The sequence below is a fragment of the Salinicola sp. MH3R3-1 genome (assembly GCF_001937155.1).
Classification (GTDB): Bacteria; Pseudomonadota; Gammaproteobacteria; order Pseudomonadales; family Halomonadaceae; genus Salinicola; species Salinicola halophyticus.
Genome location: NZ_MSDP01000002.1, coordinates 17,601 through 33,854, shown reverse-complemented (window position 1 = coordinate 33,854; position 16,254 = coordinate 17,601). Strand labels below are relative to the sequence as shown.

The 16,254-nt window shown below is 63.2% G+C and carries 14 protein-coding genes; 4 read left to right on the top strand and 10 right to left on the bottom strand.

Annotated elements, in window-relative coordinates; genetic code table 11:
• Positions 1 to 16 precede the first annotated feature (16 nt).
• The 8 genes from BTW08_RS01695 to ffh all read right to left on the bottom strand — a co-directional run bounded on the left by BTW08_RS01695 (position 17) and on the right by ffh (position 7,153).
• Complete coding sequence (locus BTW08_RS01695; RefSeq protein WP_075560783.1) at positions 17 to 1,333, bottom strand: homoserine dehydrogenase; 1,317 nt, start codon at positions 1,331 to 1,333, stop codon at positions 17 to 19.
• A gap of 196 nt (positions 1,334 to 1,529) precedes the next feature.
• Positions 1,530 to 2,288, bottom strand: a complete 759-nt coding sequence (locus BTW08_RS01690; protein ID WP_075560782.1) for a DsbC family protein — start codon at positions 2,286 to 2,288, stop codon at positions 1,530 to 1,532.
• A 2-nt stretch (positions 2,289 to 2,290) separates the two neighbouring features.
• Positions 2,291 to 3,178 (bottom strand): site-specific tyrosine recombinase XerD, encoded by an 888-nt coding sequence (xerD, locus tag BTW08_RS01685; protein WP_075560781.1) that lies wholly within the window; start codon positions 3,176 to 3,178, stop codon positions 2,291 to 2,293.
• A 169-nt stretch (positions 3,179 to 3,347) separates the two neighbouring features.
• Entirely contained in the window at positions 3,348 to 3,704 is a 357-nt protein-coding gene (rplS, locus tag BTW08_RS01680) for a 50S ribosomal protein L19 (protein ID WP_075560780.1), read from the bottom strand.
• A gap of 121 nt (positions 3,705 to 3,825) precedes the next feature.
• Positions 3,826 to 4,605 carry a tRNA (guanosine(37)-N1)-methyltransferase TrmD gene (gene trmD / locus BTW08_RS01675; protein ID WP_075560852.1) on the bottom strand — a complete coding sequence of 260 codons (780 nt, stop codon included), beginning with the start codon at positions 4,603 to 4,605 and terminating at the stop codon, positions 3,826 to 3,828.
• A 47-nt stretch (positions 4,606 to 4,652) separates the two neighbouring features.
• Entirely contained in the window at positions 4,653 to 5,282 is a 630-nt protein-coding gene (rimM, locus tag BTW08_RS01670; protein WP_083627623.1) for a ribosome maturation factor RimM, read from the bottom strand.
• A gap of 11 nt (positions 5,283 to 5,293) precedes the next feature.
• On the bottom strand, positions 5,294 to 5,545 hold the full coding sequence (rpsP, locus tag BTW08_RS01665) for a 30S ribosomal protein S16 (protein ID WP_075560779.1): 252 nt from the start codon (positions 5,543 to 5,545) through the stop codon (positions 5,294 to 5,296).
• 174 nt (positions 5,546 to 5,719) lie between these two features.
• Positions 5,720 to 7,153 carry a signal recognition particle protein gene (gene ffh, locus BTW08_RS01660; protein WP_075560778.1) on the bottom strand — a complete coding sequence of 478 codons (1,434 nt, stop codon included), beginning with the start codon at positions 7,151 to 7,153 and terminating at the stop codon, positions 5,720 to 5,722.
• Positions 7,154 to 7,491: 338 nt separating this feature from the next.
• Between ffh and ccsA the strand changes: the two genes are divergently transcribed.
• Together ccsA and BTW08_RS01650 are read left to right on the top strand one after the other, a co-directional pair.
• A complete protein-coding gene (ccsA, locus tag BTW08_RS01655; RefSeq protein ID WP_075560777.1) occupies positions 7,492 to 8,295 on the top strand; it encodes a cytochrome c biogenesis protein CcsA in 804 nt (267 codons plus the stop codon).
• A gap of 107 nt (positions 8,296 to 8,402) precedes the next feature.
• A complete protein-coding gene (locus tag BTW08_RS01650) occupies positions 8,403 to 9,686 on the top strand; it encodes an HlyC/CorC family transporter (protein WP_075560776.1) in 1,284 nt (427 codons plus the stop codon).
• A gap of 7 nt (positions 9,687 to 9,693) precedes the next feature.
• Here BTW08_RS01650 and BTW08_RS01645 read toward each other — a convergent pair whose 3' ends face one another.
• Complete coding sequence (locus BTW08_RS01645) at positions 9,694 to 11,595, bottom strand: MFS transporter (RefSeq protein WP_075560775.1); 1,902 nt, start codon at positions 11,593 to 11,595, stop codon at positions 9,694 to 9,696.
• Positions 11,592 to 12,206: a TetR-like C-terminal domain-containing protein gene (locus BTW08_RS01640; protein ID WP_075560774.1), complete on the bottom strand. Its 615-nt coding sequence runs from the start codon at positions 12,204 to 12,206 to the stop codon at positions 11,592 to 11,594. Before BTW08_RS01640 ends, BTW08_RS01645 begins: the two co-directional genes overlap by 4 nt.
• A 313-nt stretch (positions 12,207 to 12,519) precedes the next feature.
• Between BTW08_RS01640 and BTW08_RS01635 the strand changes: the two genes are divergently transcribed.
• Both BTW08_RS01635 and BTW08_RS01630 read left to right on the top strand, forming a co-directional pair.
• A complete protein-coding gene (locus BTW08_RS01635) occupies positions 12,520 to 13,194 on the top strand; it encodes an SOS response-associated peptidase (RefSeq protein ID WP_075560773.1) in 675 nt (224 codons plus the stop codon).
• A 118-nt stretch (positions 13,195 to 13,312) separates the two neighbouring features.
• Complete coding sequence (locus BTW08_RS01630) at positions 13,313 to 16,216, top strand: insulinase family protein (RefSeq protein WP_246837617.1); 2,904 nt, start codon at positions 13,313 to 13,315, stop codon at positions 16,214 to 16,216.
• Positions 16,217 to 16,254 lie beyond the last annotated feature (38 nt).

Below are 16,254 nucleotides of genomic sequence, written 5' to 3'. Positions count from 1 at the left end.
CGGCTCGGAACTGAAGTTATTCCTGTTCGTCCAGCGACTCCACCCGAATCCGCGTTACCGGACCGGCAATATCGGCCAGCGATTCCAGCTGACGGATCGCTTCGTTCATATGTTTCTCGCGCGTCCGATGGGTCAGCAGGATGATCGGCACCAGCTCACCCTCGGTGGCTTCCTTCTGGATGATCGCTTCGATCGAGATGCCCTGCTCGGCGAGAATCGTCGCGACCCGTGCCAGCACACCGGGGCGATCCACGGCCAGCAGACGCAGATAGTAGGCCGTGACGATCTCTTCCATCGGCAGGATCGGCAGCGCGTTGATCTCGTCGTTGACGCCGCTGAAGGCGAGATAGGGCACCCGATAACTATGCGCCGTGGCGATGTTCCGCGCCACGTCCAACAGATCGGCGACGACGGCCGACGCCGTGGGTTCGGCACCGGCGCCGGCGCCGTAATAAAGGGTCGGGCCGACGGCATCGCCCATCACGGCGATGGCGTTCTTGACCCCGTGTACATTGGCCAGCAGCCGCTCCTTGGGGATCAGCGTGGGATGGACCCGCAGCTCGATACCGTTTTCGCCGCGACGAGTGATGCCCAGATGCTTGATGGTATAGCCGAGATTGTCGGCCTGCTCGACGTCATCGGCGGTGATACGCGCAATGCCCTCGGTATAGGCGCGATCGAACTGCAGCGGCACGCCGTAGGCGATGGACGCCAGGATCGTCAGCTTGTGAGCGGCGTCGATGCCTTCGACGTCGAAGGTCGGGTCGGCCTCGGCATAGCCCAGCGCCTGCGCCTCGGCGAGCACGTCATCGAAAGCTCGCCCTTCGTCACGCATATGGGTCAGGATGTAGTTGCCGGTGCCGTTGATGATACCGGCCAGCCACTGGATCCGGTTGGCACCCAGGCCTTCGCGCAGCGACTTGATCACCGGAATGCCGCCGGCGACGGCAGCTTCGAAGGCGACGATGACGCCCTTCTTGTGGGCGGCGTGGAATATCTCGTTGCCGTGGACGGCGATCAGCGCCTTGTTGGCGGTGACCACGTGCTTGCCGTGCTCGATCGCCGTCATCACCAGTTCGCGGGCGACGTCGTAGCCCCCGATCAGTTCGACCAGCACATCGATATCGGGATTGCGCGCGACCTCGAAGATGTCGCGTGTCACCTTCACGCCGGACGTATCGCAGTCAGGGTTGTCACGCCGGGTACCGACCTGCTCGATGACGATGGGCCGGCCCGCACGCCGGGCGATTTCATCGGCGTTGCGCGTCAGAACGTCAAAGGTGCCACCGCCTACGGTACCAAGCCCGCAGATACCCACTCTCACCGGATCCAAGATGTCGCTCTCCCCTGCTGATATGTGCGTGCCGCATCACCCTCCGGGGCGGTGACCGCGGTTACGGCACCAGACGCCTTGCGGTATCCATCTCGACCCCATCGATCTCGACTTACAAAGTGCCCTGAAGGGCGGTCACGGTAGAAACCCCGGCGGCCCTTGTCAAGCTGGCGCGCGGGCCGTGCCATGGCCGGTATCAGCTATCGCCATCGGCATCCACGTTCAGCATCGTCGCCAGGCGTTTGGCCGGCAGGTAACCCGGCACCATCCTGCCGTCGGGGAAGATGATCGCGGGCGTACCCTGAATGCCCGATTCGACCCCCAACTGGTACTGGGAGGCGATCGGCGCTTCACAGCTGGCAGAGCTCTTCACGCTGTCGCCACGGAACGCCGCGCTCATCGCCTCGGACCGGTTGTCGGAACACCACACGTCGGCCAGCTGTCGCGCCGCATCCGAATTGGGGCCCATTCGCGGGAAGGCCAGATAGTCGACCTCGATGCCCATGTCATTGAGCTGGGCCATCTCGGCGTGCAGCTTGTGGCAGTAGGGGCAGGTCGGATCGGTGAACACGGTGAGCCGGGCCTTGACCTCGCCAGCCGGCTTGTAGACCACGCGCGCGTCCTCGGGTACGGCGTCGACCAGCGCCCGGCGGCGCTCGTTGGCCGCCTGCTCGGTGAGATTGACCATCCCGTCGTCGGCGTTCTGATAGAGATCGCCGACGATCATGTACTGGCCTTCGGCGTCGGAATAGAGTGTATTGCCGCCACGCAGACGCACTTCATACAGCCCCGGGACCGGCGAATCGTCGATAGCCTCGATCGGGAGCGGCTGTCCGCTATGCGCATTGAGCTTGTCGGCCAGATCGGCCGGAGGCTCGGCAAACGCGCTGGACGCCACGGCGGAGGCCAGGGAAAGGCCCGCCAGGGCAAGGGCGGACAGTAAACGACTTCTCATGTTCAACCTCTTGGATGATGTTGGGCGTGCAGCGCTTCCAGCCGCGCCTGGGCCACGTGGGTATAGATCTGCGTGGTCGATAGGTCACTGTGACCCAGCAGTAACTGTACGACACGCAAATTGGCCCCATGATTCAATAAATGCGTGGCGAAGGCGTGGCGCAGCGTATGCGGAGACAGCGGTTTGTCGATCGCCGCGAGCTGCGCGTAGTGCTTGAGACGATACCAGAACGTCTGGCGAGTCATGAAACCGTCATGCCGCCCCGGAAACAGCGGCGGCTGGCGGATGTCATGCATCAGCTCGTTACGACCCTGGCGCAGATAGCGCTCGACCCACGCCAGCGCCTCTTCGCCCAATGGGACCAGACGCTCCTTGTCGCCCTTGCCGCGCACCAGTACCACGCCCTGGCGCAGATTGACCGCGGCAACGGTCAGCTCCACCAGTTCCGTGACCCGCAGCCCGCAGGCATAAAGCACTTCCAGCATGGCGCGATCACGCAGGCCCAGCGCGGTCTCGACGTCCGGTGCCGTGAGCAGCCGATCGACATCCTCCTCTTCGAGCGTCGACGGCAACCCCGGCTGCACCCGCGGCGGCCGAATCTCCGCCAGCGGATCGTAATGCATCAGACTCTCTGCCAGCGCCCAGCGGTAGAAGCGACGCAGGCAGGAGAGCTGACGGGCGATGGAGCGTGCGTGGTAGCGCTCGCGACACGTCTCGACGAAGTCGCTCAGCGTAGTATCGCCGGGCGCCAGCAGTCGTTCGTTCTGCGCGTCGAGATAGGCAATCCACGCGGTCAGATCGCGGCGATAGGCACTTAGCGTATGCTCGCTGACACCCCGCTCCAGCCACAGCGCATCGAGGAAGGCATCGCGTCGGTCGTGATCGTTCATGCGGCTCCCGGACGGAAAGTGACTGAACAAGAAGGAGGATGACGATGACAGAAAGCGTACCATCATAACGCGAAAACCCCGCGAGCCGAGATGCTCGCGGGGTTTCCGTAGGTCCTGCCAGACACGCTCCGGCATCAGCAGGAGCGCGTGGATCAGCGGCGTGCGCTGATCAGCCCAGCTTTTCCTTGATCCGCGCAGACTTGCCGCTACGCTCACGCAGATAGTACAGCTTGGCCTGACGCACGTCACCGCGACGCTTGACTTCGATACCGGCCACCAGCGGGCTGTAGGTCTGGAAGGTACGCTCGACGCCGACACCGTGGGAAATCTTGCGCACGGTGAAAGCGGAGTTGAGGCCGCGGTTACGCTTGCCAATAACGACGCCTTCGAAAGCCTGCAGACGTTCACGAGTCCCTTCCACCACCTTGACCTGGACGATGATGGTATCGCCGGGCGCGAACGGCGGGATTTCCTTGCTCATCTGCTCGTTCTCGAGCGCCTGGATCACCTTGCTCTTGCTACTCATGTCTTGCTCCTCGTTTGAAAAACATCCCTGGAGGACGTTTCGTGATCCCGGCGCCCGCCAAAAGAGAGTCGGGGCGGAATCGGACTCGTGGGTGACGCATACAGGCCGATTCGATCGCGCCTCATGCACCGCCGTCGCGGGAGGCAGTGCTTTCCGCGACGTGTTCATCGATGAATTCATCGAGCAGCTGACGCTGTTCGCGATCCAACGTTCGGCTCTCCAACAGATCCGGACGCCTGAGCCAAGTGCGCCCGAGAGATTGCTTCAGTCGCCAGCGGCGAATCCACTCGTGATTGCCGCTGAGCAGCACGTCCGGCACCCGGTGACCATCGATCACTTCGGGCCGCGTATAGTGCGGGCAGTCCAGCAGGCCATCGGCGAACGAATCTTCGCTGGCCGACGCTTCATGCCCCAGCACGCCCGGCACTTCGCGGGCCAGCGCATCGATCATCACCATGGCCGGCAACTCGCCGCCGCTGAGCACGTAGTCGCCGATCGACCACTCTTCATCGATATCGGCCTCGACAACGCGCTCGTCGATCCCTTCGTAACGCCCCGCCACGACGATCAATCCGTCACGCGACGCCAGCTCGCGAGCCCCGGCCTGATCCAGCTTGCGCCCCTGAGGCGAGAGATAGATCACGCGAGGCCGATGACCGGCCGCTTCGGCGCCGGCACGCGCGTCGGCCAATGCACCGCGCAACGTATCGACCTTCATCAGCATGCCTGGGCCGCCGCCGTAAGGGCGATCGTCGACAGTGCGATGCCGATCCGAGGCGTAATCCCGAGGGTTCCAGAAAGCCATTTCCAGCAACCCGCGTTCCACGGCACGTCCGGTAACGCCATGCCGGGTAATGGCCTCGAACATCTCCGGAAACAGGGAGACGACACCAATCCACACGGTACGCTTCTCCTGGCCGCCGGCCGCCAACCCCTCGATTTCCGAGGTCAGAAGGACGGATCCCACTCCACGATCATGGACTGCGCGCCGAGGTCGACCTGAACGATCACATCGTCAGGCAAAAACGGCAGCAACCGTTCTCGATCATCGAGGCTACCCTCGGAGGGTTTGATCACCAGCACATCGTTGGCGCCGGTCTCGAACAGATGATCGACTCGCCCCAGCTTGACGCCATCACGGGTCGAAACCTCGAGGCCTTCCAACTGGTGCCAGTAATATTCGCCGCTATCCAGTTCAGGTAGCGCCGTCTTCTCCATCAACACCTCGGCACCGGCCCACTGCTCGGCCAGCTCTCGGGTGTCGATACCTTCCAGTCGTACCACCAGACCCTTGCCCTGGGGCCGCGCATCGAGCAGGCGCCGTGTCTGGCGCTCGCCGTGCATCGACAGCACCCATGTCGGGTAGTCGAAGATGCCCTCGGCCGGGCTGGAGTACGAATAGACCTTGAGCCAACCTTTCACACCGTGCGGACTGGTCAGACGCCCCAGCACCACATGCTGCGTCTCCTCGCCCTGCCTGGAGTCAGCCTGTTCGGCATTGCCCTGCGTGGACTTATCCTGCGTGGATTTGTCCAGACTGGGCTTGTCCTGATCGGGCTCGCGAGACGCTTGCGGCATGACGATCGAACTCAGGCCTGAGCCTTGCGAGCTTCTTTGACCAGCTCGGCGACGCGCTCGGAGACCTGCGCACCCTGAGACTGCCAGTGGGTGACGCGGTCCAGATCGACGCGCAGACGCTCTTCCTGGCCGCGAGCGACCGGGTTGAAGAAGCCGACGCGCTCGATGAAGCGGCCGTCGCGAGAAACGCGAGAGTCGCTGACGGTCAGGTGATAGAAGGGACGCTTCTTGGCGCCACCACGTGCCAGACGAATGGTTACCATTGCGTTGATAATCCTTCGGTTAAGTTAATCGTTACGCCACGAAATCAAGTCTTCTCGAACACTAGCCCGAGACGAAGACGCAGCATTCTACGGAAAAGGCCGCGTCTTGGGAACCTTTTGTTGAGATCGGCGAAAGCGTCGAACCCGAAGCGGGTGCCGGATCCAGCGCAAGCCTCAGCGGCGCGGAAAACCGCCGCCGCCCATGCCACCCATACCCCCGGGACCGCCCATGCCACCAGGACCGCCCGGGCCTCCGGAACCACCCCCGCCCATCATGCCGGACATCCCGCGCATCATCTTTTGCATGCCGCCCTTCTGCCCGGCTTTCTTCATCATCTTCTGCATCTGCTTGTGCTGTTTGAGCAGACGGTTGAGATCCGGCACCTGGAGGCCGGCGCCGGTGGCGATACGGCGCTTGCGCGAGCCATTGATGATCTCGGGCTTGCGACGTTCCTGAGGCGTCATCGAGTTGATCAGCGTCTCGAGCTTGCCGAACTCCTGCTCGGCGCCCTTGTTCTGAGCCATATCCGCCATCTGCCCCATGCCCGGCATCTTGGACATCAACCCACCCATGCCACCCATCTTCTTGAGCTGCTGGAGCTGATCGCGGAAGTCCTCGAGATCGAAGCCCTGGCCCTTCTTGACCTTCTTGGCAAGGCGTTCGGCCTTGCCCTTGTCGACGTTGCGCTCGGCTTCCTCGATCAGCGACAGCATGTCGCCCATGCCGAGAATGCGCGAGGCCACGCGATCGGGGTGGAAGGGTTCGAGAGCATCGACCTTCTCGCCCATGCCCATGAACTTGATCGGCTTGCCGGTGACATGACGGACCGACAGGGCGGCACCGCCACGCGCGTCACCGTCGGCCTTGGTCAGGATCACCCCGGTCAGCGGCAGGGCATCACTGAATGCCTTGGCGGTATTGGCGGCATCCTGACCGGTCATGGCGTCGACGACGAACAGCGTCTCCTGCGGCTGAATCGCCTGATTCAGCGCCTGGATTTCGGCCATCATCGCCTCGTCCACCGCGAGTCGGCCGGCGGTATCGACGATCACCACGTCATGGAACTGGATCTTGGCGTGCTTGATCGCCGCCTCGGCGATCGCCACCGGCTGTTGGGCGCTGGTCGACGGAAAGAAATCGACCTCGACTTCTTTCGCCAGCGTCTCGAGCTGATCGATGGCCGCGGGGCGGTAGACGTCGGCCGAGACCACCAACACCTTCTTGTTCTCGCGCTCGCGCAGATACTTGGCCAGCTTGGCCACGGACGTGGTCTTACCCGCGCCCTGGAGACCGGCCATCAGCACCACGGCGGGCGAACCGCGCAGCGTCAGCGATTCATTGGCCTGACCCATGATCGCTTCCAGCTCCTGCTGGACGATCTTGACGAACTGCTGACCCGGCGAGAGGCTTTTCGACACCTCCTGCCCGACCGCCCGTTCGCGAACGCGGTCGACGAAATCCTTGACCACCGGCAGCGCGACGTCCGCTTCCAGCAGCGCCCGGCGCACTTCACGCAGGGTGTCCTTGATGTTGTCTTCGGTCAGACGCGCCTGGCCGGTGATCGACTTGAGCGTCTGCGAGAGACGATTGGAGAGACTTTCGAACATGTAACGCTCCGGGCGACGATGCCTGGCGCCACCGTTGCTCGAAACAAGCTCGCGGCGCCGCTAGAAGGAATGTGGCAAGCATTATACGCATGGATGGCGCTTGGCTCCATGCAGCGAGATCGGGAGAGGCGATTACCGAACCGGCGGCTAACGAGTCCGCAAGGCAAAGCGCGAGGAGAGAGGCTATCGCTGGGCGAGGTGGCGGTGATTGGGTATAGTAGCCGCGAAACGCGACTGGCTATCATCTAGCCAACCCGCATCTTAAATTCTTTCATCGTCATGGCGGCTGCTAGCCACGATCCGCTAGTCAGAAGACCGCCCACGAGGCCAAAACACCGATGCCGGCGCTTCCTTTCGCCCTTGTCGCCATTATCTGTTATCTCGCCGCCGGGCTATGGCAAAGCCTGAGCCTCGCCCGCCGCGTGACCGAACGCCCGAACTGGGTTCGCGGGGCAGGGCTGATCGCCCTGGTCTGCCACAGCCTCATCGTTGGCCTGGCCATCATCGGCCCGCAAGGGCTGCACCTGGGGCTGACCCAGAGCGCCGCGCTGGTCGGCTGGCTGGTCGTGGCGCTGCTGCTGCTGGCCAGCCTGTTCAAGCCCGTGCTAAATGCCGGCGTATGCGTCTTTCCGCTGGCCGCGGTCACCATCGTCGGTGTCGTCGGCATGCCGAGCCGAATGATCGAATCCGGCGTTTCTCCCGGTCTCTACTTTCATATTCTGAGTTCGATCGCGGCGTTCTCGTTCCTCGCCATCGCCGCCGTTCAGGCGGCGCTGCTGGGCTTCCAGCACCACGCGCTCAAGCGCCGCCACACCGGCGGCATCGTTCAGGTCCTGCCACCGCTGACCCGCATGGAACAGCTGCTTTTCGAACTGATCTGGTGCGGCATGCTGCTGCTAACGGTCGCCATCGTCAGCGGCTTTTTGTTCGTCGACAACCTGTTCGCCCAGCATCTGGCCCACAAGACCATTCTGTCACTGCTGGCATGGCTGATCTTCGCCGGTCTGCTGGCAGGCCATCACTACTTGGGCTGGCGTGGCCAGAAGGCGGTGCGCTGGACGCTGGCCGGCGCCGCCGTGCTGGTGCTGGCCTTCTTCGGCACCAAGTTCGTGCTCGAATACATCTTCCATTACAACGCCTGATCGGCACTCCAAGCCGATAGGCGCAACCGGTTCGGCCATCGGCAACGTTGACAGCGTTCAGCCAACGCCCTACAACAATCTGACAACTCCACGAGGAATTCCCCGCCTTGAGCGATGACATGCCCTTGGGCCTCATGCTGGGCCTGCTCTTCATCCTGGTTTGCCTTTCAGCATTCTTCTCCAGTTCCGAAACCGGCATGATGTCGATCAACCGATATCGGCTGAACCATCGAGCCAATGCCGGCTCCCGCTCAGCCATTCGTGTCGTCGAACTGCTCAAGCGCCCCGACCGTCTGCTGGGCGTGATCCTGATCGGCAACAATCTGGTCAACAACCTCGCTGCCTCCATCGCCACCATCGTCGCCATTCACTTCTTCGGTGACGTCTCCGGTCCGGCGATCGCCACCCTGGTGCTGACGATCGTGGTGCTGATTTTTGGTGAAGTGACGCCCAAGACCTACGCGGCAATCAAGCCCGATCGAGTCGCGCTCCCCGCCTCGCTGATACTGGCTCCGCTGTTGCGGCTGTTCTATCCCGTCGTGTGGCTGGTCAATGCCGTCTCCAACGGGCTGCTGCGTCTGATGGGCGTGCGCCATCTGGATGCCGGCGCCGACAGCCTGACTCGCGACGAACTGCGCAGCGTGGTGCATGAAGCGGGATCGCTGATTCCCGGTCGTCACCAGGCGATGCTGCTGTCGATCCTCGATCTCGAAAACGTCACCGTCAACGACATCATGGTGCCGCGTCACGAGATCGTCGGCCTCGATCTCGACGACGACCTGGAAACCCTGCTGGCCCAGATGCGTCAGAGTCAGCACACCCGACTGCCGATCTTCAAAGGCGACATCAACAACATCATCGGCATTCTGCATCTGCGCAATGCCGCCCGCTTCCTCTCCAAGCCTGATCTGAACAAGGCCGCGATCGTGCAGGAGGCCCGCGAGCCCTACTTCATCCCCGAGTCGACGCCGCTGCATACGCAACTGCTCAATTTCCAGCGGCAGAAGCGCCGGATCGGCGTGGTCGTCGATGAGTACGGTGACGTGCAGGGCCTGGCCACGCTGGAAGATATTCTGGAAGAGATCGTCGGCGAGTTCACCACCGATGTCGCCGGCACCTATCGCGAGATTCACCCGCAGACGGACGGCGGCTACGTGATCGAAGGCACGGCCAACATTCGCGAGGTCAACAAGGCGCTGGGCTGGGAGCTGCCGACCGATGGCCCCAAGACCCTCAACGGCCTGATCCTGGAAGAGCTCGAGTCCTTCCCCGACGCCCAGGCCTGCCTGCAGATCGGCACTACGCGCCTCGAGATTCTCGAGATCGGCGACAACCTGATCACTTCAGTACGTTGCTGGCAGCAGGGCGTTCGCCGCCGCAGCACCGAGTAGACGGATTCTAGATCGGGCCGCCCGGATGCTTCGACAGGCTCTGGTCGGCCGCGCGCTTGAGCCCTCGAACGCGACGCTCCAGGATTCTCCGCGGTGATTGGCCGGCCGGAATCGCCTCCCCGAAGACCAACAGGACCCGGGCTCGCAGTCGTCGCGGCCGTTTGGTCAGCGCCTTGCCATCCTTGTTGGAGGTCCACGACCCCCACAAGCCCGACAGCGCCGCCGGCACCACCGGTACCGGGTCTCGCGCCAACATCAGATCCAGCCCCCGGCGGAAGGTGTGCACCTCGCCGTCCGGCGTCAGCCGCCCCTCCGGAAAGACCATCACCACTTCACCGTTGCGCAGTGCTCGACTGACCTCTTCCAGGGCACGACGGACGCCGCCCGGATCCCGTCGATCGGAGTCGACGGGAATAGCCCCGGCGATTCGGAAAAACCAATGAATCCAGGGATTTTCGTAGATCGGCCGATCCATCATGAAGCGCAGCGGGCGCGGGCAGGCGCCACCCAGTACCAGGGCATCCATGAAGCTGACGTGATTGCAGACCACTAGCGCCGGGCCGGTCGCTGGGATGTGTTGCCGACCGCGACAGCGGAGCCGATAGAGCACCTGAACCAGCACAAAGATCAACAGTCGCAGCGCGGATCGCGGGTTGCGCATCAGCAGCGCCACGCCCACCAGCAGCGATAGCCACCCGAGGCAGGCGAACAGCACGGTGAGCGACAGCCCCAGCACGCTCAGCATCACGATGCCGAAGACGGCGGACAGAATCATGAACAGCGCGTTGAGAATATTGTTGGCGGCGATCATGCGTGCGCGACGCTCTTCACGACTGGCCAGCTGCATCAGGGTATAGAGCGGCACGCTGTAGAGACCGCCCCCAAGCCCCACCAGTCCGAGCAGGGTGCTCATGCGCCAGAACTCGGTCAGCGCCAGCAGCTCCGGGAGCGCCAGCGTCTCGCCGCTGAAGTCCGTCTGCGAGGCCAGCTCGATACCGGAAACCCCGATCACCAGTGCCCCGATCGGTACCAGCCCCAGCTCCAGACGGCCGGCCGACAGTCGCGAGCAGAGCAAGGCGCCGAGCCCGACCCCTACCGCGAAAGCGCCTAGCAGAAAGCTGACGGCGCCCTCGCTGCCGTGAACGACATCACGCACCCAGGCCGGTAACTGGGTCAGATAGCAGGCCCCCAGAAACCAGAAGAAACTGATACCGATCAGCGCCGGGCGCACTCTTTTCTCGGCAAGCCCGTCGCGCATGACCTGCCAGGTTCCCGACAGCGGTCGCCAGGCAACACGACCGCTGACACTCGGCGGCGCCGGGGGAATCTTGAGGCTGGCAGCGACACCGATGATCGCGATGAGAACCAGGCTCCCGGCAATCGCGGCGCGCTCCAGCGAACCGTCCAGCGATGTCAGCACGCCCGCCAGCAGTGTGCCGAGCAAGATCGACACGAACGTGCCCAAGTTGACCCAGGCGTTGCCTTTGACCAACTCGGTGGCCGCCAGATGCTGCGGCAGAATCGCGTACTTTACCGGGCCGAAAAGCGCTGACTGCGTACCCATCATGAACAGCAGCGCCAGCAGCAAACCGAACAGTTCGAACCAGACCGCCACCGCGGCAGCGATCATCGTCACCAGCTCAAGCAACTTGAGTCGGCGTACGAGTCGTTGCTTGTCGAGGTGATCGGCGAGCGTCCCGCCCCAGGCGGAAAACAGAAAAAAAGGCAGAATGAACAGTCCCGCCGCCAGGTTGTTGAGCAGCCCGGTGTCCCAGCCATAACGGGGAACCGCGACGAAGGTCAGCAACAGCAGCAGGACGTTCTTGAATAGATTGTCGTTGAAAGCACCCAGCGCCTGGGTCCAGAAGAACGGAGCAAACCGGCGCTGGGCCAGCAACCCCCGAATCACGAAGGATCCGGCAGGTAGCGCAGGCCATTCAGGGTCATCGTCAGCAGCTGATCGAGCAGGTCGCCGGCTTCCATCGGTTGCCCCTGCCAGTAGCCAAGGCGATCGTTGAGCCCGAGCTGAACCAGACCATGCACGCTGCCCCACAGCGTGCGCGCCATGCGTTTGGCAGCAACGTCGTCGAGCGCGGGCTGGTATGCCTTGAGAGCGCTTTCGACGCGCAGGAACAGGGCATCGATGATATGGGTCTGGCGTTCGTCCAGCTCCCCTTCGTCCGCCAGTGGATATTCGAACAGCATCTGCCAACGATGGGGTTCATGCTGGGCGAACTGCCAGTAGGCCATCGCCAGGGCCTTGAGCTGGGGAGTCGGCTCGGCATCCTCGAGCCAGGAGACAGCAGCGCCCATACGATCGAGCGTCTCGATATTGACGTACTGGAGCAGGTTGCTGAAGCTGCCGTAGAGTTTGAGCAGCGTGCTCGGCGCGCAACCCACATCGCGAGCCAGCGAGCGCAGCGACAGCGTGTGCACAGGATTTTCACGTAGCCAGGCATCGCAGGCCGCCATGACCTGAGCATGGAGCGCCTCGGGGGCGTGCTGTCGCGGTCGAGCCATAACATCCCTCGCTCGGAATAGTGTCGAAGTGCTGCTGATGCTGCAAAAGCCGGGAAATCTTGTTGTCGACTTAAAATCGAACAGCGTTTCCCAGCATATCGCCATACCGTATAAACGCAAGCGCCATGCGCATTAAGGTGACGATTTCGTGAGACTTTTACGTCGAACACCAATAGCGGTGTCATGCCCTGGGGTCGTCGCGGCGAGCGCAATAACGTCTTGGCCCCGAACTCTCGGTGGCATACGCTGTGGCCCCTGCCATCCGATCACCTGTCATCGATCACCTGTCATCGATTACCAACGAGGAGAGACCATGGCCGGTCGACTGCACGTCGACGACTGGACACGACATCCGACGAGCCCCGCTTTTCGAGCTGTCGATTCGCCGATATTCAGCCCCAACCTGGCGCCCCGCCACTGGCTTTCGATCCTGCGCCAGGAAGCGGAGACGACGGTTCTGCGAGACGCGTTCTGGGGGCTGACGCCAACCTGGCTGAAAGTCCTGGATCAGGCGCCTCACTGCGCTCGTGCCGAGTCGCTCGACGAGCGCCCGATGTTTCGCGAGGCATTGGCCGAACGGCGCTGCCTGGTACCCGTGACCGGCATCTACGTGTGGCAGGCCGGGCTGCGCGGCAAGCAGCCGTTCCTGGTCACGCATACCGACCGTTCGCCGCTGCTGCTGGCCGGTATCTGGAGTCGCTACGCACCGGAGACCGGTGAATCCCGGGACTCGTTTGCGCTGATCACGGTGCCCGCCACAGAGATCGTCGCCCCCATGAGCGATCGTCTGCCGGCGATCATCGCCGCGTCCCAGGCCGAGACATGGCTATCGCCCGGAACACCGTCTGGCTCGGCCCGAGAGCTCCTCGGCGCGGCCGACAGGGAACTTCTGGGCGCATTCCCGGTATCTAGACGGGTGAACGATCCCGCCTATCAGGACTGGAACTGCGCCTACCCGGTCGGCGCCATGCGCGTGTGGACCGCCTGAAAGATCGCTGGACGTCTTGTATTTCTCTCTTCGTTGTCGCCCTTGTTCGTCATTGCTTTTGTTCAACATTGCCTTTGTTCAACATCGAGCCGATCTTATTCACTACCGAGACAACCATATGCAGGAATCCCGTTCTCGAGCGCTATCGCATGGCCCTCTCTCGCGCGCGTCAGACTTCTCTGACAGCGTTACATCGCCGCGGGCCGGTCTGCGCAGCTGGTTCATCGCCGGTTATCTGGCCATCAGCCTGGCGCTGGCATTCACGGCCATGCCGGGCGAAGCCGTCGCCAGCCCCGAATCCGCCCATCCAGCTCAGTTAATCCAAAGCCCGAATGACGACCGCCAGTACCGCGCGGTGACGCTCGACAACGGACTTCAGGTACTGCTGGTCAGCGACCCCGATGCCGACAAGGCGGCCGCCGCCATGGATGTCTCGGTGGGCAGCGACAACGATCCGGCCGACATGCCGGGGCTTGCGCACTTTCTCGAACACATGCTGTTTCTGGGAACCGAGGGCTATCCCGACCCGGATGGTTACCAGCGTTTCATCAGCCAGAACGGCGGTTCCCACAACGCCTTCACTGCGGATCAGGACACCAATTTCTATTTCGACGTCGATCCGAGCGCCTTTCCCGAAGCTCTCGACCGCTTCTCGCAGTTCTTCGTGTCGCCACAGTTCAACCCGGACTACGTCGATCGCGAGCGACATGCGGTGAATTCCGAGTACCAGGCACGCCGCGACGATGACGCCCGGCGGATCAACGAGGCGCTGAGCCAGGCGCTCAACCCCGATCATCCGATCAATCATTTCTCGGTCGGCAGCCTGGAGACGCTCAACAGCGACAAGCGCCCGCTGCGTCAGGCCCTGCTCGATTTCTACCAACAGCACTACGACGCCAACGTCATGCATCTGGCCGTGCTCGCGCCGGAGCCGCTGGACACGATCGAACAGCAGGTGCGTCAGCGCTTCGGCGCGGTGCCCGATCGCGACCTGGAAAAACCGGTCGTCGATCAACCGCTGGCCAGGGACGACGATCTGCCGGCGTCGCTGCGCATCAAGACCAACGAGGCACGGCGCCAGCTCGAATTCCTGTTCCCCATCGACGACCCGATCCTCGAGTACGCCGACAAGCCGGTCGATTATCTCGCCAACCTGCTGGGTCACGAAGGTGAAGGCAGCCTGCTGGCCGCTCTACGCAAGGCCGGCTGGGCCGACGGGCTCTCCGCCGGCACGACCCAGAGCGACGGTCAGCATGCGTTGTTCGATATTTCCATCAGCCTGACGCCGGAGGGCGAAAACCACCTCGATGACATCCAGGCGAGCCTGTTCGACCAGATCCGGCGGATCCGCGATCACGGTGTCGACGCCTGGCGCTACGACGAACAGGCCAAGCTGGCCGAACAGAGCTTCCGTTTTCAGCAGCGCAGCGAGCCGATCGATACCGTCAGTTCCATGGCGATGAGCCTGGCGCACTATCCGCTCGAGGACGTGCAGTACGCGCCCTACCGCATGGACCGGTTCGATGCCGCGGCGATCGACGAGATTCTCGACCGGCTGACAGCGGACAACCTGCTGCGGGCCTACAGCGGACCGGACGTCTCGGGTGACGAAACCACACAGTACTTCGCGACGCCCTACACCTTGACGCGTCGCGACGACTGGCCTCGCGGAACGTCACTCGACGGACTGGCGCTTCCCGAGCCCAACCCCTATATCGCCGAGGACCTGAGCGTCCAGCCGTTCGATAGCGCCGAACCCGCGCGCCTCGTCGAGTCACCTAGCGTCGAGATCTGGCACCAGCCCAGCAGCGAATTCGGCGCACCGCGGGTCGAGTGGCGCTTCAGTCTGCAGAACCCCGATGCCACGCAGGACGCCCGCCACGCCGCGCTGACACGCCTGCTGGCCGGATGGTTGAACGACGGCCTCAACGAGCGCTTCTATCCCGCGTCATTGGCGGGCCAGGATTTTGCCGCCTACGCTCACGGTCGCGGCATCACCCTGGCGTTTTCCGGCTGGCGCGACCATCAGGATCGACTGATGCAGACCGTCGTCGAGCAGCTCGAGCAGGGCGAGATCACCGCCGACAGCATTGCCCGAGTCAAGCAAGGGCTGAAACGTAGCTGGGAGAATGCCCCGCAGGACGCGCTCTACCAGCAGGCACAGAGAACGCTGGGCGAAGCCCTGATGCGACCCCAGATCAGCACCCGCAACATGCTGGCCGCCCTCGACGGCCTCGGCGTGGAGGATGTACGCGACTATCGTCAGCGATTCCTGAGTCAGCTCTATGTTCAGGCCATGGCGGTGGGCAACCTCGATGCCACGCTTGCCAGGCGCGAAGGGTTACTGGTCGCCAACGCGCTGGCGCCCCAACTTCACGCCGACGACATCCCGCCATTGAGCGTGCTCGATGTGCCGTCGAACGCTCCGGCGCTGCACCCCGCAACGACACGAAATGACGCCGCCGTGCTGCGCTATCTTCAGGGCCCCGATCTCTCGCTGCAGAGCCAGGCCAGTCTGGCCGTGATCGGGCAGCTGATCGGCCCCCCGTTCTTTGCCAAACTGCGTACCGACGAGCAGCTCGGGTATATCGTCAGCGCCGGCTACGCGCCGTTCATGGATGCCCCGGGGCTGATGATGCTGGTGCAGTCGCCAAGTGTCGCAAGCGATACCATCGGCCAGCGCATGGACGCTTTCCTGAAGACGTTCGATCAGCGCATCGAGACGCTGAGCGATGACGATCTAGCGCCTTATCGGCAGGCCGTGCGGCAGCAACTGCTGCAGCGCGATCAATCGCTGTCGGCGCGCGCCGACCGGCTATGGCAGACGCTTGCCTATCCGCAGGTCGAATTCGATCGCCGCCAGCAACTGGCTGCACAGGTCGACAAGCTGAGTGTCGAGGAGATCCGCAGCGCCTGGCAGATCCTGCGCCACAGCCCGGCGCTCGACATCACCGCCGACCCGGGCAATCAGCCCAGTGACGTCGATGCGCTGACCAGTGACTTCGAGCCTTTGACACAATAGGGCCCGCATCGTCACGGGTTCATCAATGCAAAACCCCA